Annotated in this window: 22 protein-coding genes; 4 read left to right on the top strand and 18 right to left on the bottom strand. The window is 59.1% G+C overall.

What is annotated here, in order from left to right:
* Nucleotides 1-45: 45 nt before the first annotated feature.
* Entirely contained in the window at nucleotides 46-654 is a 609-nt protein-coding gene (locus ACZRMS_RS15895; protein ID WP_463996014.1) for a MiaE family protein, read from the bottom strand.
* A 220-nt stretch (nucleotides 655-874) separates the two neighbouring features.
* Between ACZRMS_RS15895 and ACZRMS_RS15890 the strand changes: the two genes are divergently transcribed.
* Nucleotides 875-1738, top strand: coding sequence for a universal stress protein (locus ACZRMS_RS15890; protein ID WP_463996013.1), 864 nt, complete (start codon nucleotides 875-877; stop codon nucleotides 1736-1738).
* A 12-nt stretch (nucleotides 1739-1750) separates the two neighbouring features.
* Here ACZRMS_RS15890 and ACZRMS_RS15885 read toward each other — a convergent pair whose 3' ends face one another.
* Complete coding sequence (locus ACZRMS_RS15885; RefSeq protein ID WP_463996012.1) at nucleotides 1751-2221, bottom strand: DUF1289 domain-containing protein; 471 nt, start codon at nucleotides 2219-2221, stop codon at nucleotides 1751-1753.
* A gap of 406 nt (nucleotides 2222-2627) precedes the next feature.
* Between ACZRMS_RS15885 and acnB the strand changes: the two genes are divergently transcribed.
* Nucleotides 2628-5228, top strand: coding sequence for a bifunctional aconitate hydratase 2/2-methylisocitrate dehydratase (gene acnB, locus ACZRMS_RS15880; protein ID WP_463996097.1), 2601 nt, complete (start codon nucleotides 2628-2630; stop codon nucleotides 5226-5228).
* Between the two features lie 73 nt (nucleotides 5229-5301).
* On the opposite strand, the gene ACZRMS_RS15875 is transcribed toward acnB, so the two are convergent.
* Complete coding sequence (locus ACZRMS_RS15875; protein ID WP_048359647.1) at nucleotides 5302-6372, bottom strand: AI-2E family transporter; 1071 nt, start codon at nucleotides 6370-6372, stop codon at nucleotides 5302-5304.
* 32 nt (nucleotides 6373-6404) lie between these two features.
* A complete protein-coding gene (locus ACZRMS_RS15870; RefSeq protein ID WP_463996011.1) occupies nucleotides 6405-6644 on the bottom strand; it encodes a sulfurtransferase TusA family protein in 240 nt (79 codons plus the stop codon).
* Nucleotides 6645-6770: 126 nt separating this feature from the next.
* Here ACZRMS_RS15870 and ACZRMS_RS15865 point away from each other — a divergent pair, with 126 nt between their 5' ends.
* Entirely contained in the window at nucleotides 6771-8201 is a 1431-nt protein-coding gene (locus ACZRMS_RS15865) for a M48 family metalloprotease (RefSeq protein WP_463996010.1), read from the top strand.
* A 64-nt stretch (nucleotides 8202-8265) separates the two neighbouring features.
* On the opposite strand, the gene nadA is transcribed toward ACZRMS_RS15865, so the two are convergent.
* From nadA to ACZRMS_RS15795, 14 genes are all read right to left on the bottom strand, one after another.
* Nucleotides 8266-9324, bottom strand: coding sequence for a quinolinate synthase NadA (gene nadA, locus ACZRMS_RS15860; RefSeq protein WP_048359650.1), 1059 nt, complete (start codon nucleotides 9322-9324; stop codon nucleotides 8266-8268).
* A gap of 229 nt (nucleotides 9325-9553) precedes the next feature.
* Nucleotides 9554-10801 (bottom strand): OprD family porin, encoded by a 1248-nt coding sequence (locus ACZRMS_RS15855; RefSeq protein ID WP_463996009.1) that lies wholly within the window; start codon nucleotides 10799-10801, stop codon nucleotides 9554-9556.
* Between the two features lie 198 nt (nucleotides 10802-10999).
* Complete coding sequence (locus ACZRMS_RS15850; RefSeq protein WP_463996008.1) at nucleotides 11000-11962, bottom strand: type II secretion system F family protein; 963 nt, start codon at nucleotides 11960-11962, stop codon at nucleotides 11000-11002.
* A gap of 27 nt (nucleotides 11963-11989) precedes the next feature.
* Entirely contained in the window at nucleotides 11990-12976 is a 987-nt protein-coding gene (locus ACZRMS_RS15845; protein ID WP_463996007.1) for a type II secretion system F family protein, read from the bottom strand.
* Nucleotides 12973-14412: a CpaF family protein gene (locus tag ACZRMS_RS15840; protein WP_463996006.1), complete on the bottom strand. Its 1440-nt coding sequence runs from the start codon at nucleotides 14410-14412 to the stop codon at nucleotides 12973-12975. Before ACZRMS_RS15840 ends, ACZRMS_RS15845 begins: the two co-directional genes overlap by 4 nt.
* A gap of 3 nt (nucleotides 14413-14415) precedes the next feature.
* On the bottom strand, nucleotides 14416-15633 hold the full coding sequence (locus ACZRMS_RS15835; protein ID WP_463996005.1) for an AAA family ATPase: 1218 nt from the start codon (nucleotides 15631-15633) through the stop codon (nucleotides 14416-14418).
* Nucleotides 15627-16130, bottom strand: coding sequence for a TadE/TadG family type IV pilus assembly protein (locus ACZRMS_RS15830; RefSeq protein WP_463996004.1), 504 nt, complete (start codon nucleotides 16128-16130; stop codon nucleotides 15627-15629). Before ACZRMS_RS15830 ends, ACZRMS_RS15835 begins: the two co-directional genes overlap by 7 nt.
* Nucleotides 16130-16600 carry a TadE/TadG family type IV pilus assembly protein gene (locus ACZRMS_RS15825; RefSeq protein WP_463996003.1) on the bottom strand — a complete coding sequence of 157 codons (471 nt, stop codon included), beginning with the start codon at nucleotides 16598-16600 and terminating at the stop codon, nucleotides 16130-16132. Before ACZRMS_RS15825 ends, ACZRMS_RS15830 begins: the two co-directional genes overlap by 1 nt.
* An 8-nt stretch (nucleotides 16601-16608) precedes the next feature.
* Nucleotides 16609-17946, bottom strand: coding sequence for a TadE/TadG family type IV pilus assembly protein (locus ACZRMS_RS15820; RefSeq protein WP_463996002.1), 1338 nt, complete (start codon nucleotides 17944-17946; stop codon nucleotides 16609-16611).
* Nucleotides 17947-17983: 37 nt separating this feature from the next.
* Nucleotides 17984-18790, bottom strand: coding sequence for a Flp pilus assembly protein CpaB (cpaB, locus tag ACZRMS_RS15815; RefSeq protein ID WP_463996001.1), 807 nt, complete (start codon nucleotides 18788-18790; stop codon nucleotides 17984-17986).
* 12 nt (nucleotides 18791-18802) lie between these two features.
* On the bottom strand, nucleotides 18803-20125 hold the full coding sequence (locus ACZRMS_RS15810; protein WP_463996000.1) for an AAA family ATPase: 1323 nt from the start codon (nucleotides 20123-20125) through the stop codon (nucleotides 18803-18805).
* 14 nt (nucleotides 20126-20139) lie between these two features.
* Nucleotides 20140-20658 (bottom strand): A24 family peptidase, encoded by a 519-nt coding sequence (locus ACZRMS_RS15805; RefSeq protein WP_463995999.1) that lies wholly within the window; start codon nucleotides 20656-20658, stop codon nucleotides 20140-20142.
* Nucleotides 20659-20686: 28 nt separating this feature from the next.
* The gene (locus ACZRMS_RS15800) at nucleotides 20687-20878 is read right to left on the bottom strand and encodes a Flp family type IVb pilin (RefSeq protein ID WP_463995998.1); all 192 of its coding nucleotides are present in this window, start codon (nucleotides 20876-20878) and stop codon (nucleotides 20687-20689) included.
* 450 nt (nucleotides 20879-21328) lie between these two features.
* The gene (locus ACZRMS_RS15795) at nucleotides 21329-21520 is read right to left on the bottom strand and encodes a Flp family type IVb pilin (RefSeq protein ID WP_463995997.1); all 192 of its coding nucleotides are present in this window, start codon (nucleotides 21518-21520) and stop codon (nucleotides 21329-21331) included.
* A 236-nt stretch (nucleotides 21521-21756) separates the two neighbouring features.
* Here ACZRMS_RS15795 and ACZRMS_RS15790 point away from each other — a divergent pair, with 236 nt between their 5' ends.
* Entirely contained in the window at nucleotides 21757-22620 is an 864-nt protein-coding gene (locus ACZRMS_RS15790) for a response regulator transcription factor (protein ID WP_463995996.1), read from the top strand.
* The last annotated feature ends 918 nt before the right edge of the window (nucleotides 22621-23538 follow it).

Raw genomic sequence — 23538 nt, 5'->3', positions numbered from 1 at the left:
TGCCATCGCGAGCAAGCCCGCTCCCACAGGGGACTTATGGAAGTCTCAAGAAAGTACTGGTACGCCGCTGTGGAAGCGGAACTCTACATCCGGGCTTTCGATCAGTTCCTGCTCAGCCGCCCTCACCCGCTCAATCACCTGAGCAATATCCTTGGCATCGCCGTACTGATAGGCCAGCTTCAAATAACCCTGGAAATGCCGGGCCTCGCTTTTGAGCAGACCGAAGTAAAACTTGCCGAGTTCTTCGTCCAAATGCGGCACCAGCGCTTCGAAACGCTCGCAACTGCGGGCCTCGATAAACGCACCCACCACCAGCGTGTCCACCAGCTTGACCGGTTCGTGATTGCGTACCACCTTGCGCAGCGCCGACGCATAGCGCCCGGCCGACAGCTGGCGCAGCTCGATCTTGCGCTTTTTCATCAAACGCATGACTTGCTCGTGATGCACCAGCTCTTCGCGGGCCAGACGCGACATCATGTTGATCAGGTCAACATGGGAGTGGTACTTGGCGATCAGGCTCAACGCCGTGCTGGCTGCCTTGAATTCACAGTTTTTGTGATCGATCAGCAAGGTCTCCTGATCGGCCAGTGCTGCCGCGATCCAGCCGTCAGGGGTACGGCAGCCAAGGAACTCATGGATTTCAGGAAGAATCACGCGCGTGCTCCCGACCGTTGAGGGTTGCACGGCAGACCGGCAGTGTTTTGAAGAATCGCTGACATGAGGCTCACAAAGACTGAATTGAGGCGAGCCAGGGATTATACGGGCCTCGGAGCGCAGCACCAACGGCGCAACTTGATATGCATCAACACGTGCGCAACTGCCATGCAACTATAGTGATTACACGCCGCCTTTATTACTTGTGGAGTCACCGGTCATGCACAGCATCAACAGCCTGTTGGTCGTCATCGAGCCCCATTTGATGGAAAGCCTCGCACTCAAGCGCGCCAAACACATCGCCTGCCACACCAAGGCGCACCTGCATCTATTGATCTGCGATAAAAAGCACGACCATTCGGCCCTGCTGAGCGTGCTTGAGAGCGCCCTCAAAAGCGAAGCCTACAACGTGACAACCGAGCAGGCCTGGCACGAAAGCCAGCACGCCACCATCATCAAGGTCCAACAAGCGCAAAACTGCGGGCTGGTGATCAAACAGCACGTGCCGGACAATCCGCTGAAAAAAGTGCTGCTGACCCCCGAAGACTGGAAGCTGCTGCGTTATTGCCCAAGCCCGGTACTGCTGGCCAAGACCGCGCTGCCCTGGGAACACGCCGTCATCCTCGCGGCCGTAGACGTGGGCAACAACGATCCCGAGCATATGGCCTTGCACTCAAGCATTGTCGACCATGGTTTTCGCATCGCCAGCATGGCCCATGCGCAGTTGCATGTCGTCAGCGCCCACCCTGCCCCGATGCTGGCTGCTGTCGACGCCGTCTACCCGCTGGACACCCAGCTGGAGGAGAGCTACCGGGCCGAATGCAAGGTGTTCCAGCAACAATGTGAAATCGACGATAGCCGCCTGCATATAGAGGAAGGCCCGGCAGACGTGATCATTCCACGGGTTGCCAAAGCCCTGGGCGCGGTTGTGACGGTGATGGGCACTGTGGCCCGCACCGGTTTTTCCGGGGCGCTGATCGGCAATACCGCCGAGGTGGTGATCGACAAGCTGGAAAGCGACATCCTGGTGCTCAAACCCGATGAGATGATTGAGCACCTGGAAAAGTTGGCGAGCCAGAACTGAACGGCTGGCGACCTACTCGCCAAAGGCCTCTTTTAGAAAGCCTGGCGCGATATAGCGCTGATAGTGCGCTTCAGACAGCAGGAAAAATTCCCGATCAATGGCATCACGTAATTCGGGCAGGGCCCAGCCGCGAAACTCCGGCAATAGCACCATGCCATAGAGCTCCAGCTGATTGATCACCCGCGCACCGCGGGCAATCAGCTGGTAGGCCCAGCAATATTCGGACTGGCTGGGCACAAAGCGGATTTTGCGCGCCACCAGCTGATCACGCAGCGTGGCGCGGTCGAACACCTCGACCTTGCCCGTCATCACCTGCACCAAAAGCTGCTCCAGGCGCAGCCACACCGCACGTTTTGCCTCTTCGTCGTAACCGTTCCAATTGATCACTTCATGGTGGAAACGCTTGCAACCACGGCACACGAGGTCGCCGTAAACCGTTGAGCAAAGGCCTATGCAGGGGGTCTTGATGGTTTGATTGGACATGGCGCAATAGAGCACTACAGAACGAAACAGGTGGCTATGTTAGCCCTTTGTCTAACGCAGATCACCCCTCAACCTTCAGGGGCTAACTTACCTTTAACAAGTTTTTACCGTAGAATCGGCCTGCCTTTTAAGGCGCCAATGTCCGTTAGAAGCTGTTTTCAAAGCGTCACGAGCACAGTTGATCCCGAAGAACGGTGTTGGTGAGGGGTGTTTGCACTGCAGATACCCGCACCAACATTCATCATGCCCCCCGTTCGGAAGGCGTAAAACTTTGAAAACAGCTTCTGTTGGGAATCCTTGCAATTCTGGCTAAGCGGCTCAAGAAGCCCCGCAGCGCATGAGTGCCTGGCATTCCTGGATGAGCGTCCCGGACACCCATTTGGGACCAATGATGAGGGTAATAACTGTGCTTGAAGCCTACCGCAAACATATCGAAGAGCGCGCAGCACTGGGTATCGTTCCCCAGCCGCTTAACGCCGAACAAACTGCAGGCCTGATTGAGCTGCTGAAAAACCCGCCAGCCGGCGAAGAAGAATTCCTCGTTGATCTGATCACCAATCGCATTCCACCGGGTGTTGACGAAGCGGCTTATGTAAAAGCCGGTTTCCTGTCCGCCATCGCCAAAGGTGAAGCGACTTCTCCCCTGATCGACAAAAAGCGCGCTGTAGAACTGCTTGGCACCATGCAAGGCGGCTACAACATCGTGACTCTGGTCGAGATGCTGGACGACGCTGAGCTGGCTCCGGTTGCCGCCGAGCAACTCAAGCACACCCTGCTGATGTTTGACGCTTTCCACGACGTCGCTGAAAAAGCCAAGAACGGCAATGCCCACGCAAAAGCCGTGGTGCAGTCCTGGGCTGACGGCGAGTGGTTCAAGAACCGCCCTACCCTGGCCGACAAGATCAGCCTGCGCGTGTTCAAGGTCACCGGCGAAACCAACACCGACGACCTGTCCCCTGCACCAGATGCCTGGTCGCGCCCTGATATCCCGCTGCACGCCCTGGCCATGCTGAAAATGGCTCGCGAAGGTATCGTGCCGGACGTTCAAGGCTCCATCGGTCCGATGAAGCAGATCGAAGAAATGCGCAATGCCGGTTTCCCGATTGCCTACGTCGGTGACGTGGTCGGTACCGGTTCGTCGCGCAAGTCGGCAACCAACTCCGTACTGTGGTTCTTCGGCGACGACGTTCCTTATGTACCGAACAAGCGTGCCGGCGGCTTCTGCTTCGGCAGCAAAATCGCTCCGATCTTCTACAACACCATGGAAGATGCCGGCGCACTGCCAATCGAATTCGATGTTTCCAACATCAACATGGGCGACGTGATCGACCTGTACCCGCACGCAGGCAAAGTCTGCAAGCACGGTACCGACGAAGTCATCACCACCTTCGAAATGAAGACCCCGGTGCTGCTGGACGAAGTTCGCGCTGGCGGCCGTATCCCGCTGATCATCGGCCGTGGCCTGACCGAGAAGGCTCGCGCCGAGCTGGGCCTGGGTCCATCCGACCTGTTCAAAAAGCCTGAAGCCCCGATTGAAAGCACCAAGGGTTTCACCCTGGCGCAAAAAATGGTCGGCAAGGCATGCGGCGTGACCGGCGTTCGTCCGGGCACTTACTGCGAACCGAAGATGACCACCGTAGGTTCCCAGGACACCACCGGTCCCATGACCCGTGACGAACTGAAAGACCTGGCGTGCCTGGGCTTCTCCGCCGATCTGGTCATGCAGTCCTTCTGCCACACCGCGGCTTATCCAAAGCCGATCGACGTAACCACCCACCACACCCTGCCAGACTTCATCATGACCCGTGGCGGCGTGTCCCTGCGTCCGGGCGACGGCATCATCCACAGCTGGCTGAACCGTATGCTGCTGCCGGATACCGTCGGCACTGGCGGTGACTCCCACACCCGCTTCCCAATGGGCATTTCGTTCCCTGCTGGTTCGGGTCTGGTCGCGTTCGCCGCAGCCACTGGCGTAATGCCACTGGACATGCCGGAATCGATTCTGGTTCGTTTCAAAGGCGAAATGCAGCCAGGCATCACCCTGCGTGACCTGGTTCACGCCATTCCTTACGTCGCAATCCAGAAAGGCCTGCTGACCGTAGAGAAGAAAGGCAAGATCAACGAATTCTCGGGTCGCATCCTGGAAATCGAAGGTCTGGACAACCTGAGCATCGAGCAAGCATTCGAACTGTCCGACGCCTCGGCAGAGCGTTCGGCTGCTGGCTGCACCATCAAGCTGTCCAAAGAGTCGATCACCGAATACCTGAACTCCAACATCACCCTGCTGCGCTGGATGATCGGTGAAGGTTACGGCGACGCTCGTACCCTTGAGCGTCGTGCTCAAGCGATGGAAGCCTGGGTAGCCAACCCTGAGCTGATGGAAGCCGATGCTGACGCCGAATACGCTGAAATCATCGAAATCGATCTGGCTGACATCAAGGAGCCTGTGCTCTGCGCGCCAAACGACCCGGATGACGCCCGTCTGCTGTCCACCGTTGCCGGTGAGAAGATCGACGAAGTGTTCATCGGTTCGTGCATGACCAACATCGGCCACTTCCGCGCTGCGGGCAAGTTGCTGGACAAGGTCAAAGGTCAGCTGCCAACCCGTCTGTGGCTGTCGCCGCCGACCAAAATGGACGCTCACCAACTGACCGAAGAAGGCTACTACGGCATCTTCGGCAAAGCTGGCGCACGCATGGAAATGCCGGGCTGCTCGCTGTGCATGGGTAACCAGGCACGTGTAGAGCCGAACTCGACTGTTGTGTCGACTTCGACCCGTAACTTCCCGAACCGTCTGGGTGACGGCGCCAACGTTTACCTGGCTTCGGCCGAGCTGGCGTCGGTTGCCTCGATCCTGGGTCGCCTGCCAACCGTAGAGGAATACATGGTCTACGCGGCAGAGATCAACACCATGGCAGCGGACGTGTACCGCTACCTGAGCTTTGATCAGATCGCCGAATTCCGTGAAGCGGCTGCAAATGCCAATATCCCGGTTATTCAAGCGTAAGCTGATGCAGTAACGAAAAAGCCCCGGCTTGTTCTCAAGAGCCGGGGCTTTTTCATGTCTGCAGTTCAGCGATTCAAAGCAGCGGCGAGACGACTTGCTGCTCGCGCGGCCAGGCATCGAGTACGGCCTTGAACAGGGTCGCCAGCGGTATCGCAAAGAATATCCCCCAGAAGCCCCACAACCCGCCAAACAACAGTACCGCGCAAATGATGGCCACCGGGTGCAAGCTCACAGCCTCCGAAAACAGCAGCGGCACCAGCACATTGCCATCGAGGGTCTGGATGATTCCGTACACTGCCATCAGGTAGATGAACTGGTCGCTCCAGCCCCACTGGAACAACGCAATCAACAGCACAGGCACGGTCACCACCACGGCGCCCACATAGGGCACCACCACCGAAATACCCACCAGCAGTGCCAGCAGCGCCGCGTAGTTAAGGCCCATGGTGACGAAGGCGATGTAGGTTACGCCGCCACAAATAATGATCTCGATGACTTTGCCACGGATGTAGTTGGCGATCTGGCGGTTCATTTCCTCGGCCACACGGGTAATCAGCGCCCGCTCGCGAGGCAGATAGCCACGCACCCAGCGGCCAATCACCGCACGGTCCTTGAGGAAGAAAAACACCAGAATCGGCACCAGCACCAGATAGATCATGATGTTGACCAGCAACGGCAAACTGGACAGCGAAAAGGTCAGTGCAAGCTGCCCGAACTTGCCGATCTCACCGCGTGCCACTTCAATGGCTTGCAGCACCTGCTCATCCGACACCAGATGCGGGTAACGCTCGGGCAACAGCAGCAGCAACGATTGCCATTTGGCGAGCATGCCCGGCAACTCATTGAACAGCGTGATCAACTGATGCCACAGCAACGGCACCACCACCACGATAAACACCAGCAACAGCCCCATAAACAGCGCAAACACCAGGCCAACCGCCGCCGCACCCGGCACCCGCATGCGTTCCAGCGCAACCACCAGGCCTTGCATCAGGTACGCCAGCACCATGCCGGCCAGTACCGGCGCCAGCATGCCGCCCAAGGTCAGGACCGCGGTAAAGGCCAACACCAGCAACACCGCCAGCACCACGGCCTCTTCATCAGAAAAGTAGCGCTGAACCCAATCACGTAACACTTTGAACATCGAAATTCCTTAGAAGAAAGCGCCGCGAGGACTCAGGCCTTGCGTAACCAGTAGCGATAAGTGCCGGCATCATCCTCTTCACGCAGCAGCTCATGCCCTGCCAAACGTGCGAAGGTACGAAAATCACGCTGTGAGCCCGCGTCCGTGGCAATCACCTTGAGGGTCTGACCGCTGGCCATCTTGTTCAGCGCCATCTTGGCCTTGAGCAGTGGCAACGGGCAATTGAGACCCGTGGCATCCAGTTCAGCATCATGGGCCAACGCATTCGTCATTACGTATTCCTCTGGCGCGCCGGGTCGGCATTTTTAGGCTGGCTAGAATACCCCAAGCGGAGTCGCCACTGGTCGTCAGACGAGTGTCCAGCTACAGTAAGCGCTTTACCGACCAGAGCCTTGTGCATGACTTTTCTGCGCCCTACCCTGTTGACGCTCGCTTGCCTGCTCGCCTCACCGAGTTTCGCCGACGATTTACCGTCTCTGGGTGACGCCAGTTCGTCCATTGTCTCGCCGCAGCAAGAGTACCAATTGGGCCGTGCCTGGTTGAGCATGCTGCGCAGTCAGGTGTCGCAACTCAACGACCCGCAACTCAAGGATTACGTCGAAACCAGCGTCTACAAGCTGGTCGAAACCAGCCAGGTGCAAGACCGCCGCCTGGAATTCATCCTGATCAACAGCCCGCAGCTCAACGCCTTCGCCGCACCCGGCGGGATCATCGGGGTTAACGGCGGTCTGTTCCTCAACGCGCAGACTGAAGGCGAGTACGCTTCGGTAATGGCCCACGAACTGGCCCACTTGTCGCAGCGCCACTTCGCCCGTGGCGTGGAAGCCCAGCAACGCATGCAACTGCCGATGATGGCCGCCCTGCTGGCCGGGATCATCGTTGCAGCGTCCGGCGCGGGTGACGCCGGGATCGCCGCCATCGCCGGCACCCAGGCCGCAGCACTGCAAGAGCAACGCCGCTTCTCGCGCCAGAATGAACAGGAAGCTGACCGGATCGGCATTCTCAACCTGGAAAAGGCCGGCTACGACCCGCGCTCCATGCCCACCATGTTTGAGCGCCTGATGCGTCAATACCGCTTCGACGGCAGGCCACCGGAGTTCCTGCTGACTCACCCGGTCACCGAATCACGTATCGCCGACACCCGTAACCGCGCCGAGCAATCCCGAGCAGGCGGTACCGAAGACAGCCTGCGCTATCAACTGATCCGCGCCCGGGTGCAACTCAACTACGAGGAAACCCCGGGGCTGGCCGCCAAGCGCTTTCGCCAGCAACTGGATGAAAACCCGAAAAACGACGTAGCCCGTTATGGGCTGGCGATTGCCCATATCAAAAGCAGCCAGTTCAACGAAGCCCGCGAGAACCTCAAGCCGTTGCTGGACAAGGCGCCGAACGACATCACCTACAACCTGGCGCAGATTGAGCTGGACATGGACAGCAACCGCCTGCCCGAAGCCCAGCAGCGGATCGACCGGATGCGCACCCTGTATCCGGGCAATTACCCGCTCAACCAGGCCCGGGTTGACCTGCTGCTCAAGCAAAACCGCCCGGCCGAGGCCGACAAGGCGCTTGAAGCCCTGCTCAAGAGCCGGCCGGACGATCCGGATGTCTGGTACTCGGTTGCCGAAACGCGAGGCTTGTCGGGCAACATCATCGGCCTGCATCAGGCCCGTGCGGAGTACTTTGCGTTGGTGGGTGATTACCATCAGGCCATCCAGCAACTGGATTTCGCGCAGAAGCTGACCAACAACTTCCAGCTGTCATCGCGCCTGGATGCCCGCAAGCGGGAGTTGATGGATCAGGAGCGGGCGCTCAAAGAAATGATGAACTGATAAAAGTCTCACCGCCTCTGTGGGAGCGGGCTTGCTCGCCCCCACAGGAGTGAGTGCTGACTACTCAGGCATTGCCCGCCAGCTTCAACCGCGCAGCCTGGGTGAAATCCAGCATGCGCTTGAGCGGGCGAATGGCGTGGGGCACCAGGGCCGGGTCGACGAATATTTCGTTGGTGCCCTGTTGCAGACACTCAAGGGTGCGCTCCAGGGTGTTCATGGCCATCCACGGGCAATGGGCGCAACTGCGGCACGCCGCACCATTACCTGCGGTTGGCGCCTCGATAAAGACCTTGTCCGGGCACAGCTGCTGCATCTTGTAGAAGATGCCGCGATCGGTGGCCACGATAAACGTCTTGTTCGGCAAGTTCTGCGCTGCAGCGATCAACTGGCTGGTGGACCCCACCGCATCCGCCAGATCAATCACCGCCTCGGGCGACTCAGGGTGAACCAGAATCGCTGCATCCGGATACAAAGCCTTCATGTCTTCAAGCTGCTTGGACTTGAACTCCTCATGGACGATGCAGGCACCGTCCCACAGCAGCATGTCGGCACCGGTCTGGCGCTGGATGTAACGACCCAGATGCTTGTCCGGGCCCCAGATAATCGTCTCGCCGTTGTCCATCAGGCTTTCAACGATCTCCAGCGCGCAGCTTGACGTCACCACCCAGTCAGCCCGGGCCTTGACCGCCGCCGAGGTGTTGGCATACACCACCACCGTGCGCTCGGGGTGCTTGTCGCAAAACGCCGAGAACTCCTCAACCGGGCAACCCAGATCAAGAGAACAGGTGGCCTCCAGCGTGGGCATCAGCACGCGTTTTTCAGGGGTCAGGATTTTTGCCGTCTCGCCCATAAAGCGCACACCGGCGACCAGAATGGTTTTGGCCGGGTGGGCCGCGCCAAAGCGGGCCATTTCCAGTGAGTCGGACACACAGCCACCGGTTTCTTCGGCCAGGGCCTGAATCACCGGATCACAGTAAAAGTGCGCCACCAGCACCGCGTCGCGGGCTTTGAGTTCAGCCGCGATCTGCTCGCGCAAGCTGAGGGATTGGGCCTCGGTCAACGCCTTGGGTTGCCTGGCATCGAGGTGGGCTTGGACCAGAAGTCGTTCAGAAATTTGCGTCATGTTCGCAAGACCTGCAAGCGCTGCTGCGCGAAAGTCGAGTGTACCACCAGCTCCGGACATCAAGCCCCGCTGGGAGAATGTTTGTGATCAGGCACGGACAAGCACTGAAGCGCGGTAAGGCTACAGAATATCCTTGGGATTCAAAAGTTTAATGTTGCGCTTGCGACGGCGTGCGCACCGGCCCCGGAACATGGGCAGGCGATCCCCATGCTCCAGCAGCCTTGCGGCCTTAGAAGATATTCAGCGGGTAACTGACGATTACGCGGTTTTCATCAAACGAGTTGGTGCTGTAGTCGCGGCGGATCGTGGAGTTGCGGATCCGCATCGTGAGGTCCTTGAACGTGCCGCTCTGCAGGGTGTAAGCCAGTTCGGTTTCACGCCCCCACTCCTTGCCGTCGGTCACACTGCCCGTGTGCACGTTGTGGCCGCTGATATAGCGGTTCATCAACGTCAGGCCGGGAGCGCCGAGGCCGGTGAAGTTGTAGTCGTGGCGCAGCTGCCAGGATTTTTCCCGGGCGTTGTCGTAGCTGGAGTTGTAAGAGTCATTGGCCAGGGTGCCGCCACTGGTGCCATTGACCCGCATCCAGGCATTGTCGCCGGTGACTTTTTGCAGGCCCGCATAGAACGTGCTGGCGCCATGACGGGCCGAGAGCAGCGCCGAGTAAACGCGGTTATCCAGATCGCCGGCCTTGGCGCTGCCGTCTTCCTTGCCCTGGAAGTAGCCCAGGTTCGCCCCCAGGGTCCAGGCGCCCAGCGGCTGGCTGTGCACCAGTTGCAGGTATTGCTGCTGGTAGATGTCTTTGAGCTCGGCATTCCACAAGCCGATCATCGTGCGCTTTTCGTTGAAGCTGTATTCGCCGCCGACAAAATTGAAGCGATCAGAAGTGATCGTCCCTTTGCCCTGCATGTACATGTCTTCCAGATTCGAATCGTTACGCTGGCTGTTCTTGCGGAACTGGCCGCCATACAGGCTCAGGCCGTCGATTTCCTGCGACGTGATTTGCCCGCCCTCAAAGGTTTGCGGCAGTGAGCGACCGTCATCGGCGCGCAGAATCGGCAGCACCGGCATCCACTCACCCACCTTGAGCACGGTTTTGCTGATTTTCATTTTGCCGGCCACGGCCAGGCGCCCGTAATCATCGGCCGGGCGACCGTCGCTGCCCACCGGCAACAACTGAGTACCGCTGCTGCCTTTACCGCCATCGAGCTTGATCGAGTACATGCCCAAAGCATCGACGCCGAAGCCGACAGTGCCCTGGGTAAAGCCGGACCTGGCATCAAAAATAAAACTCTGGGTCCATTCCCGGGCCTGGTCTTGTGGATTGGCAGAGTTGCTGAAATCGCGGTTAATAAAAAAATTACGCAGGGTCAAATTGACACTGGAATCATCGACAAAACCGGCGGCATGGCTCTGTAGCGGTAACGTACAGGCAATAGCCAGCGCGCAGAAACTGCGAGGATTCAAGCTTGAAGTCATTGTTACTTTTCCGTTTTCTGGCTAAAAAAAATTCGCAGCACCCAAAAAAGTCGGGCGCTAAAAAAAGCGAGGGGTAAACCGCGGGGGAGCGCTACAGCGGGCGCAGGGCTTTGCCTGCGACCGCACAGAATACCTGTTGATCGGTATTTATCATAAATTTTTCAATGAGTTAGCCAGTGGGGCCGGCGCCCCCTGCCGTCAAATCTTGCCGAACACTTTAAACACGCTGATGATCGCAGGCCCGATAGCCACCAGAAAAAAGCTGGGCCACAGGCAAAAGATCAGCGGAAAAACCAGCTTTGTGCCCACTTTTGCGGCTTTCTCTTCAGCCATTTGCGTACGCCGGTCACGAAACTCTTCTGCATAGATACGCAGCGTCGTCCCGACACTGGTACCAAAGCGAATGCTTTGCGCCAGCAAGCTCACCAACCCGCGAATGTCATCCAGCCCGGTCCGCTCGGCCAGGTGCTTGAGCGCTTCGGTACTGGGGATCCCCGCACGCACCTCGGCATTGACCAGCGCCAGCTCCAGCGCAAGATCAGGCTGGCTGACCGACATTTCCTCGGCAACCCGCTCGATGGCCTGGGGCAAGGCAAGCCCGGACTCCACGCACACCACCATCAGGTCCAGGGCATCCGGGAAAGCAATCAGCAGCCGGGACATCCTCGCCTCCTTGCGTGCGCCGACATAGATCGCCGGTAACAGCCAGCCCACACCGAACACCAGCATCAACAGCCCGGCCCCCAACAGCAGCGACAGATTGGGAATGAACGGCAGCGCCACGACCGCAATGCCGGTCAGCAGCAGCGGCAGTAACAGGCGAATCGCCCAGTACACCTGCACCGCCGCCGCCGAGCGATAACCGGCATGGATCAGCAGGGTCCGGGTCTTCGATGCCTGCCCCCTTTCACCGGAGCTGAAGCGTTGACCCACCTGCTCCAGCATCATTTGCAGATTGCTTACCGGCGCCCGGTGCTCGCCGGCATGGCCGCGTTTGATCGACAACAGACGGCGCTGTACCGGGCTTTGCAACCCCTTGGCCAGCACCGCCAGCGCCACCACCAGCAACACCACACTCAGACCGATGACACCGGCGAACAGTTCGCGGGTCATCTGCTCGTCCCCCACCATCCGATTGAGCAGACTTAGTAAATAGTTCATGTTCCTGCCCTCCAGGGCGACCCGTGTTCAAACCTGAATCCGGATGATTTTGCGTATCCAGAAGATCCCGATCAGCATCGCCACAAAAGCCCCCATGATCAGCTTCTGCCCCAAGGGTTCCTTGAACAGCAAAGGCATGTAGGTCGGGCTCGATATCAAAATGGCCGCCGCCAGTACAAAGGGCATCGACACCAGTATCCAGCCGGACATCCGCCCTTCGGCCGAGAGGGTCTTGACCTTGCGTTGGAAGCGGAAGCGCCCGCGAATCAAACTGCTCAGGCGGGTCAGCACCTCGGTCAGGTTGCCCCCCGTTTCGCGGTGGATCAGCACCGTGGTCACCAGCATCATCACCGTCATGCTCGGCACGCGCTCCAGCAGACCCAACATGGCCCGGCGCACGTCATTGCCATAGTTGATATCGGCGAAGACCAGGCCGAACTCGTAAGCCACCGGCCCCTGGTGCTCCTCGGCAACCAGTTGCAGGGTCTCGTTGAACGGGTGCCCCGCACGCAGCGCGCGGCACATGCCATCCAGGGCATCCGGCAGCCCTTCCTCGAACTGGGCGAAGCGCTTGGCACGGTCATGGGCGATCTTCCAGACCGGCAGCCAGAAAACCACCGCTGCGGCCGGGATCGCCACCCACCAGAGTTGCAGAAACGACCACAACACCAGCCCCACCGCAGTGGCCAGCACCAGCCCCAGCAACAGCACCCGATAGGCGCGGTATTCATGCCCCGCCTGCTCGATCATCTGGGCCAGGGTTTCCATCATCGGCAACTGCTCCAGGCGCGCCTCGAGCGGTGGCAGGCGACGCAGGTATTTCTGGCGCAAGATCGACTGCATGTTCGGCAAATTGTTGGCCCGCTCCAGCAGGTTGAGGCGACCGCGAATGCGTTTGCGCACCTGCTTGGCCTCACCGAACACCGGTATCGTCAGCCCCTGGCTGAGCAGAAACATGGCGGTGAACACCATGCCCAGAAACGCCAGAATAAACTCACCAGGGATCTGGTTCATGACTGCCCCTCCATCCATTCCGGCCGGAACAGGCTGAGCGGCAGCTCAATACCCCGTTTGGCCAGCACATCACGAAATGCCGGCACCATACCGGTTGGGCGAAACTCGCCCAGCACCTCCCCTTTCTCGCCCATGCCGCTGCGCACAAACGCGAAGATCTCGGTCATGGTGATGACATCACCTTCCATGCCATTAATCTCCTGCACGCTGACCAACCGCCGCGTGCCATCCTCATTACGCTCCAGCTGGATCACCACGCCAATGGCCGAGGCAATTTGCTGGCGCATGGCCTTGATCGGAAACGTGGCGCCGCTCATCGAAACCATGTTCTCGATCCGCCCCAGCGCATCGCGCGCCGTGTTGGCGTGGATGGTGGTCAGGGAACCGTCGTGGCCGGTGTTCATCGCCGTCAGCATGTCCAGCGCTTCAGCGCCACGCACTTCGCCGATCACGATCCGGTCGGGGCGCATCCGCAGGCTGTTGCGCACCAGCTCACGCTGGCCCACCTCGCCACGGCCCTCGATATTGGCCGGGCGCGTTTCGAGGCGTACCACATGGGGCTGCTGCAACTGCAGCTCGGCAGAGTCTTCGATGGTGACGATGCGTTCATTGTGCGGAATGAAACTGGACAGCACGTTGAGCATGGTGGTCTTGCCACTGCCCGTACCGCCGGAGATCAGCACATTGAGCCGCCCGCGCACGATGGCCTTGAGCATCAGGGCGATCGCCGGCGTGAGGGTGCCCATCTGCACCAGGCTCTGGGTATTGAGCAGGTCCACGGCAAAGCGCCGGATCGACATGCTCGGCCCGTCGATAGCCAGCGGCGGGATGATCGCGTTGACCCGCGAGCCGTCCTTGAGCCGTGCGTCCACCAGAGGCGAGGACTCATCGATGCGCCGCCCCAGGCTGGAAACGATGCGGTCGATGATATTGAGCAAATGCTGATCGTCGCGAAAATGCACATCCGTTTTCTGCAACTTGCCATAGCGCTCGACGTACACCGAGGCATAGCCGTTGACCAGAATGTCGGACACGCTGTTGTCCGTCAGCAGCGGCTCAAGCGGGCCAAGGCCCAGCACTTCGTCAGTGATCTGCTTAATGATCAACTGGCGGCTGCTGGCACTGACCGGCGCCGAATACTCATCCAGCAGGCGCAGGCTGATCTCGCGGATCTGGCGCCCGGCATCGGCCAGCTCCAGGGTGTCCAGCAGTGACAGGTCCATGACCTTGAGCAATTGCTGGTAGATCTTCTCCCGCCACTCGGCCTCCATGGAGCTGAGCTTGGTTCGGGTTTCATAGACGACATCCGGCACGCTGGCTTCCCAGGCCATCATGACGCTGGAGCAGTCGGCACCCTCGACAGGCACTCCCAGACCCTCTACCGGAGCCAGTTTGCCGACCTGCTGACGCAGACGATTACGAAAGTCGCTGAGCATGGCTTATCCTCCGAACAGACGGTTGAAAGTACGTTTGAACAAGCCTGCTTCACTGGCCTCGACACCGATCAGGTTCTGGCTCAGCTCGCGCAAACTCAAGGTGATGGCGGCACGCGGCGCATGAAGCTCCAGCGGCACCCCGGTGTTCTGGCTTTCACTGACCACGGCATAGTCATTGGGCAACTTTTGCAGGTCGTTGCAGCGCAAGGCATCGCTGATGTCCTTGGGCTTGAAGGGTGAAGCTTTGTCAAAGCGGTTGATCACCACGTGCAAACGGTTGCTCTGCACGCCCAGGTCGTCACGCAGAATGCGCACCAGCCGATTGGCGTCCTGCAAATGGCTCAGGCTCTGTTGCAGCACGATATAGACCCGGTCCGACTGCTCCAGGGTGATGCCCGTGAGGTGATCGATGTGCCGCGGCAAATCCACCACCACCCAGTCATAGGTGTTGCGGGCCAGACGCAACAGGCTGTCCAGTTGCTCCAGGCGTATGTCCTGGGACAGGCACAGCTCATCGGTGCGACCGCCCAAAACATGCAGGGTCGGGCTGAAGTGGCTGCAAAAACCGCGCAACGCCACGCTGTCCAGCGAGTCGATCTGTTGCAACACATCCGTGTGGCTGTGGGTCGGCAGCACATCCAGGCTATGGGCCAGGCTGCCGAACTGCAGGTCCAGATCCAGCAACAGGGTTGTGCCGCCATGCACACTCAGCTGATGGGCCAGGTTACAGGCGAGCATTGAAGCCCCGGACCCGCCCTTGGCATTCATGACCGCAATCAGTTTGCCCGTCGCCCCTTTATCGGTATGAAGCTCCATCTGCATCCGGTTGATGGCCGACTGCAGCTCCTCTGCCGCTACCGGCTCCGGCAAAAAATCCCGGGCGCCGGCCTGCATGGCCAGGCGCATGCCTTCGTGTTCGTCCAGTGGGCCGCACACCAGCAGTGGCGGGCGCTCCTTCACCGGATGCTGCAACAGGGCCGCCAGTTCTTCACGCCATAAATGGCTGACCCGCAACAACAGAAAATCAGGCATCTGTTCCAGCCCGAACAACGGGTCGGTATGGCCATTGCTAACCAGCCGCGTACTGACCTGCAGGTTGGGTATGCCCTGACTCAAGGTTTTGAGATGGGTCAAGGCGGTTGCATCACGTGAACTGATCAACAGGCGCATGCCCTGGCGGTCAGTTGACGCCGACGCAGTAGCTTCTCGGACACTCAACATGGCGTTATCCCCGGTGTAACCGTTGCATCAGGTTGACGCCCAAGGCTTTCACGGGGCGCGGTAGACCTGAACGTCGGCAGAATAAACACCCCGCGAAAACCGGGGATCAACAGGTTGAAACTGAAATTCGTCAGCTGCAACTGAACATATCGAATGGCCAGAAAGCCGGTGGTATTGACCAGGTCATTGGGGCTGGCGACCACGGCACCGTTGGCGTCCAGATACACCAGGTTCAGGTTGGCGTTGTTCAGGCTGGCGATCAGGCTGCTCGGCCCGGTATTGGTGGCCGTATTGAACATCGCACGGCGCAGGATGACCGGGTCCTGGATATCGCACACCGCCGCCAGGCGCGCGCCCCGGCGCACCGACTCCGTCAGCACGTTGACCGTGAAATACAGCCGGCCCATTTCCAGCGCGCCAAATAGCAAGGTGAACAGCACCAGGGCCGTGATGGCGAACTCGACGATATACACACCGCGCATGCGCTTGCTGTTCATCACAAGGCCCTCATCACGACAGTTGAGGTCAACGACAGACCCAGCGGCACGCTACTGCCATAGAGTGCTGGCAGTGAGCTGCCGACTACAGGGATAAAGGTGTACGCAATGCTGACCTGCACATGATCGGTACCTACCGCAGTCACCGTGACATTCCCGGTGGTAAGCCCCGGTGCGACGGCGGGGTAACCATTGGGGTTGGCCGGTATTCCGTAAACTGCAACGTTCTGGGTCTGGGAGATCAGCGCAGAGCTGAGCTGGACCGTGCCCAGGGTTGAGTTCCAGGCCTTGCCGGCCACATAACGCCCGGCATCGCGGCTGGCCTGCTGCAAGCTGTTGTACTGGAACAGCATGCGACCGAACTCGGCGAAGGCGAACATCAGCAACACCAGCAGCGGCAGGGTCAATGCCAGCTCAACCATCGCCAGGCCGCGCTGGGCGCGTGCCGACTTGAATCCACAGCGTCTCATGGGACCTCCTAGGAATCGGTACTGGGCGTCTGGTTGTTGTCGATATAGGTTTTGTACAGCTGGATAATCTGTGGGCCGGCGTTACCTGACGGGTTGGGCCCGGGGACGTTGTCGCCTTCGCACACACTCACGAACTGACCGAAAATTTGCGCCTGGTTGCCCTGCTGAGACTCAGGCTGCAACACGAAATAGCAGCCAAAGCCCAGTACCGGAATCGCGGAGGTGCCATCGTTCTTGCCCGAGCAATCGCCGATCACGATTTTGATGATGCGCCGTTCAAACACGCCGTTGCTCTGGCAGCCCGTCCCGCCACCCACGCAAGCCGCGGAGTCCTGTACCCAGTTGTTGTAGTCATACAAGGCACCGCTGGACGTGGACAGGTTGCCGTTGGAGAAGGTCACCGTCTTGCCGTCGTACTGAACCGGCGCCGGCGCCCCGGCGTACGTAAACGACTTGGCATTGACTGTTGTGACCAGGTCCGGCGGGTAGTCCGAAGCGCTAAGGCCACCCTTGTAATCGTTGAAGCGCGTATTAAGCCCCTGAGCCGACGGCCCCACGGTGTTGCCCGGTTTGGTCTGGACGGTCGAGCCGACCACGTTGCACTGGTTGATCCCGCCTGCCAGCCCTTCCCTGACGGTTTTGCCGCCCGAGCCAAAGTCCAGCAGCTGAAAATTCCCCGGGCCAATGGCAGAACTGTTATTGGCTGCAGTTTTGAGCACCTGCAGATCACCGAACCGGAAGCCCCAGAACATCCCGGCAGACGGGTTGTTCTGGGTCGGATCTCCGCACACCAGCAACGGCGTCAGATCACAGGGTGCGCTGCTCGGGCTCGGCCCGGCGGTGGCGACAGCGGCCACGGCCTTGGTGGTGGCGTTGCCGTTATCCAGCGCCTGGAATACGCCCCAGAAAAAACTGCTCAGGGGGTAATTCGCCACCGTGACCCGAACAAAGGTCGCATTGGCTGGCCCCGGGAACGAAAACGGCCCGTACACACTGCTCGCCAGCTCCACCTTGGCAAAACCTGAAGCATTGGCGGCGATGGCCGTGGCCAGTTCCTTATTGCCCGCCGCGTTGGCGTTAAGGGTCATGGTATTGAGTGCAGCGGTTTGGGTCAGGCCAGCGGCACCGGTCGCCCCCGTAACCATGCTGAGCGTCTTGGCCCCGCTCAATGCCGCCGCATCCACTGCATTTTGCAGGCGGGTCTTGTTCAGCAGCATATGGCTGCCGTCCAGCGCCAGGGCGCCCATCAGCAAGAGCGAGGCCATGGCAATCACCACCAGGACGATCATTGATCCGCGCTGTTTCTGAGCAAACGCGGTGCGGGGCTGTTGGATACGCGCGTTCATGGAGTTCCACCTTCATATGTTGCCGACGCCTGACTGCTTACATCCCTTTCTCTACCGTCACCGCGACACCGCGGATCACGGTCACGCTACCGTCGTTGGCAGGCGCGCGATGGCGTACCACCGGTCTTGGCATGACTGGCGCCGGCACGGGCGCAGCCTCGGCCACCGCCTCTGCCATCACCGGCGTTTTGTTGTTATCCAGCGGGTTGCGCAGGGCCAGCTGCAGCTTGCCGGCGGCCATCCCCTTGACCAGGACTTCCGCCTGAGCGGGGGTCATTTCCAGGGTGACAGCGCGTACAACCACCGGTTGTGTCTTGTCAGTACTGGCGGTCTGGTCGACGGCCAGCACCCGCAGGTCTTCCAGAATGGTTTTGGACTCGGCGTTACCGTCGTTGCCTGTCTGGCGGGTGGCCAGAACATCGACCCGATTGCCCGGCAGCAGGAACCCGCCAACGCCGACCACATCATCGACACGTACCGAAATGGCACGTTTGCTGGGTTCGATCAGGGAGGCCAGGGTGCTGCCACCCAGATGTTCGGCCAGACGGGCACCGCGCAGGATGTCGCCGCGCAGCATGGAGAAGGTCGCGATCTTGCCCACCACCTGGTCAGTGGAAGCAAATGCGTCATCCGGTGCGGCATCCTTGGGCATGCGCACCACGGTCACTTGCTGGGGTTCAATCATCTGCCCGAAGCCAATTTCCACCGTGGCGATCACCACGCTTTGCTGGTTATCGTCGGGGCTGGTATTGAGCCGGGCCGTGAGCCAGTTATTGGCCATCCATGTTGCGCCCAGCCCCAAAATCACGGACAGGACAATCAGCGTAATCGTGCGCGAGTTCATGTCAGTATCTCCTTACCCAAGAAAATCGAGTTGGACGAAATAGTTGCGCCACGCCCACTCAAGTTCTTGAGCCGTTAGCGGTCCTGACCCCTCCAGATAACGCTGACGGTCACACGCCATATTCAGCAGATCGCGAGGATGGCAAGGCACCAGGGGCATATTTTCAGCGTCGTAAAGCTCTCGCAGCACATAACTGAGCAACATCGGGTCGTAATGGATGCCCAGGCGCTGCGTCTCCTGGATCCAGATGCGTTCGTATTCGCCAGGCTTCAGATAGCCAAATTGCAGCTTGTAGCCAATGCGCCGCAAAAACGCTTCATCGGCCAGCTCCAGCGGGTTGAGGTTGGTGGAAAACACCAGAATCATGTCAAACGGCAGCTCACAGTGGCGGCCACCGCCCAGGTTGAGAAAGTCGTGCCGCTCCTCCATCGGCACAATCCAGCGGTTGAGCAACTCGCCCGGCGTCATGCGCTGGCGCCCCAGGTCATCGATGATCAGCAGCCCGTTGCTGGCCTTGAGCTGCAGCGGCGCCTGGTACTGACGCATGAAAGGGTCATACCGCACATCCAGCTGCTCCATCGTCAACTCACCGCCGGTGATGACAATGGGACGCTCACAGCACAACAGCCGCCGGTCGATACCTTCGTTGAGCAGCAACCCGTTCTGCTGCTCGCCATCGTCCAGGCGTTTGTGTACCTGTGGGTCGAAAATCTCGATTACCGCGTCGTTGATCGCGATGGCATGGGGCACCCAGATCGCCTCGCCAAACAGGCGGATCAAGCGGCTGCTGACATAGGTCTTGCCGGTACCCGCCGGCCCGTAAATCATGATGGCGCGGCCTGAGTTCAGCGCCACGCCCAATTGATCGAGCATGCTTGGCGCGAGCACCATCGAACCGAAAGAGCTATGCATGTCATGGGCGCTGATGCGGCCATGGTGAATGGTCTGCAACTTGAGCAAAGTGCGGTAAGCGCTCACCGGATAAGGGGCCGCGCCTATATAGCCACTGCGGGCCAGCGCCTCGCGGGCGCTATTGCGGCCGCGCTCCGTCAAGCCATAACGCAGGGCTTGCCCACCTGCCTGACCGAGAACCTCGACACGGCGGTCCTTGCGCAAAAACGTCAGCACTTCTTCCAGCACGGCACCGGTCAACGCCAGTCGCGCGACCAGCTGCACCATGTCCAGCACACCGGCGTCGTATAAATGTTTGCACAGCAGATCGCCGATAAAGTTGTCTGCCAGACCGGTTTCAAGAATCGTGCGCGGCTGTGGAGCCAGTTGCTGCACCCCTTCGCGCTCATGGGGAGAAACACGCTTGTTGCTGATGGCGTACATGCTGCTCTCCTGAACTAATGGCCAAGGGGCAGCCAGAAGACGCTGATTAACGTACCGAGTAAAACAGCGATCGAATAAGGGAAAGGCTTGCCGGCCACTTCATCATCCGCCGGTGAAAAATAGGCCCTGGCTCTGAGCATCAACCAGTAACGGCCTATGGTCTGCAGTGCCTGACCCCGTACGAGCACTATCAATAATCCACATACACCACCGGCGATCAGGCTAAAAAAAGCGGCCCAGAGTGCATCGTGCGGTGTGAGAAAAGCGCCTGCCATGGCCATTAGCTTGACGTCGCCGGCAGCCATGCCACCGACCACGTACATGGGCAGGAAAATCGCGAAACCGATCAACATGCCCAGCAGTGCGTGGCCCAAACCGACCCAGCCCAAGGCATAGGTCTGGCCGACCACCCCCAGCACCAGCCCCAACAAAACAAGAAGGTTGGGAATGCGGTGATTACGCAGATCGCTCACCACCGCAATTCCCAGCAGCCCCAACAGCAACGCAACAGCTGAAATCTGTACCTCGCTCATGGCTGCACCCTCGACAGGAATGGTCGTGCTAGCAGGTTTTGCCCTGTACAGCGCAGCCCAGGCTGGTGATGGCGGTTTTCACATTGGTACCCAAGGTGATAAATGCCGCGACAGCACCCAGCGTGATCAGGCCACCCGCCACTGCATATTCCACGATGGTCAGACCGTCTTCATCGTTGATGAACTTCAGCACCGAAGTCTTAAATGATTGCATGTTCATGTTGTCCACCTCATTCAATATTTAACTTCCCGGAGCCGGGCTAGTTGCACGGCTTGATTAGAGGTTAGCGAGTATGGAATGTGAGGGTTAGGAGTTTTTTGCCGACTGTTAGGACTTTATTGCCAAGGCTAAAAACAGTGGTGCTACGCGGTGCAAAAACAAATAAATAACGGCGCCAAAAAAAGAACACCGCCTATATAGAAAGCACACTCACCAACTCACTCCCCAGGAAAGAAAAGTATTTAAAAAGCCAATAAAAAACCGGCTTAGTGTGTTGGCTAGAGGGGACTTATAGCGCAACAGACTAAGCCGGGGTTTGCATATCAGGATTTATTCTGCACGCCGATAATACAGCGACGATACTTCTCTGCAGGATCGTGTCGAAAGCGCTGCATACTGGCCAGCAAAAACTGCATGTGAGGAGTAAAACCCCCAGTGTTTATTAACCCGCTAGCACGTTTTGCCCTGAACCGCACACCCAAGACTGGTGATGGCGGTACTGACGTTTCCGCCCAGGGTTATGAACGCTGCAACGGCCCCTAGTGTAATCAGACCTCCGGCCACCGCGTACTCGACAATAGTGAGACCATCCTCATCTTTGATAAATGTACGAATAGAAGTCTTAATAGCTTGAAAGTTCATATTAATCACCTCGCTTGAGTGTTGGATCCAGAGCGATCTACTTGGGGCACCGCTTGATTGAATACTAGCCAGCCCTCACAAGAGCCGTTAGGAGTTTATTGCCGACCAGCAGGACTTTTTTGCAATGACCAATCCAAACAAGAAGCACTTACAAATACACTGGAATGAGTATTGCGCAGTTACGCATTTTGGATCCGATAAAGAAGCCGCTTACGGCAGAAGAAAGGATTAACGGAATGAAATCCGCAGCTGCCCACAGGCCCCTGCTTTTATGGTTCGATCTCACGCGCAATCACGCGACTGAAGCACTTATCCTGCCTTTCAACACCGCCTGCCGCTGCCTGCTGCAATCGCCCGCTGAATGGCTTGCAGCCCAGCGCGAGCCGATGCCGGACATGATCTGCATTCACTATGACTGCCCCGACTTGCCGGGGCTCACCCTGTTGCAGGAGATCAAACTGCGGTTCCCCTCCATCCCGGTCACCATGTTCACGGTCCAGCACTCAGAAGAGCTTGCGATCTGGGCCATGCGTTCGCGGGTCTGGGAGTATGTGGTGCTCCCCCTGTGTGCCGGCGAAATCCAGCGATACCTGCACGCTCTGGAGCAACTGTGCGAGCTGCGACGAAACGCGGGGTTCAGCAGCAAGTCAGCGCCGATCGAGCATGGCCCTTCGTTGCCTGACAGCATCCGCCTGACCACTGACCACCAGAAGCACAAGGCGCTGCATAACGTGTTGCAGTTTATCGATCAAAACTATTGCGAAAGCATCGACCAAAAAGACCTGGCCAAGCGCTGCGGCATGACCACCTTCCGCTTCAGCCGCCTGTTCAAGGAAGTGTACGGGCTGGGGTTCATGGACTACGTATTGCGCAAACGCATGGACAGCGCCAAGGACCTGCTCGACAACAGCCAGATGCCCATCACCAGCATCGGCTACGAGGTCGGTTTCAAAGACCCTTCCTACTTCGCACGTGCGTTCAAACAATATTCGGGCTGCACGCCCAGTGATTATCGACTGCTGCGCCGAAGTGAAGTGCCGGTATCGAATGATGTACTCAGCCAGGTCATCAACAGCCTGTCGCGGCGGGCCGAGCGCTGACAGACAAGTTCGACAGCATGATGACTGTGGCAGCTGGTTTGCTGGCGATGGCAGCACCGCGGTCATCCTGGCAAACCGCTGTACGGGTCACCCACACGGGTCACAAAAAAGTGCCTCGCCGTAAGGGCGAAACCCGTAGATAGCCGTGGCACATCGAATGGACATGTACGCCGTGTCAGTAACTGCGATACCGGGTACATATCCGGCATTCGCGTTTAACTGAAATACAGGTTTCGCTCTTACAGCGAGTCCCTTTTGGAAGGACCCAAAAGGAACCAAAAAGTCCTTGCCCTGCCATACGGCCGAGGTCGCCCAGGCTCCCCGGTGCCCTCACTCCGGCACTGTTATGGGGGCACGCCGCGACGGGCCATCCATGGCCCATCGCGGCTGGCGCGGCGTCCTGCCGCGCCACCCCCAGAACAGCACCTGCGTTCAGCCTTCTGTGAGGGGCATTCGCGTCGCTTGATTAATCCCGTGGCTACAGCAAAAGCAAAGGTTAAGGCTTGAAACTGCACAACCCCATGTGGGAGCGGGCTTGCTCGCGATGGCATCGGCGCGATTCAACTCAAATACCGCGCCGCTTGCATCGCGAGCAAGCCCGCTCCCACAGAGGAGATGTGTGAGTCTCGCAGACCTCGCCGACAAACAGGCCGGCCGGTCGGCCGCCTCGGCGGGCATTGCTTTTGACCTGCCCGCCCCTTCGGGAGGCCGAGTGGAGGTTCTGCGCAGTGGGTCTCCCGGCATGGATGCCGGGAGAGCCGTGTTGGGCCAAGGATGGCCCGTCACGGCGTGCCCACGGAGCGGGACCGGAACGAGGGGCACCTGAGCGCAGCGAAGGCCGTACGCCGGGGCAAGGCCTTTTTGCTTACTTTTGTGGCTGTTTGACAAAAGTGAGCCGCCGTAAGGGCGGAACCCGTA

This window comes from Pseudomonas sp. B424 (assembly GCF_055408345.1).
This window is presented reverse-complemented; position numbering and strand designations above follow the sequence as displayed.